The sequence below is a fragment of the Bacillus cereus group sp. BfR-BA-01408 genome (assembly GCF_022663305.1).
GTDB classification, from domain to species: domain Bacteria; phylum Bacillota; class Bacilli; order Bacillales; family Bacillaceae_G; genus Bacillus_A; species Bacillus_A pacificus.
On record NZ_JAKUFF010000300.1, the window covers coordinates 1 to 226 of the forward strand.

The window sequence follows — 226 nt, forward strand, 5'->3', positions numbered from 1 at the left end:
CTCTGGGCCTTCTGGACCGGTTGGACCTATCTCTCCTTGTATCCCTTGAATTCCAGTTGGACCTTGTGGCCCAGTCGGACCTACGTCACCTTGCGGACCTTGGATTCCCTGAGGGCCTTGTGGGCCTTGAATTCCTTGTGGGCCGGTTGGACCTATGTCGCCTTGTGGGCCTTGAACCCCTTGCGGACCTTGATCTCCTGTGGCCCCCGTTACTCCTTGAATTCCT

1 pseudogene is annotated in these 226 nt (G+C 57.5%); it reads right to left on the reverse strand.

Features of this window, described 5'->3' with window-relative positions:
* Positions 1 to 226, reverse strand: a pseudogene (locus MR083_RS27385) (collagen-like protein); the annotation flags it as partial.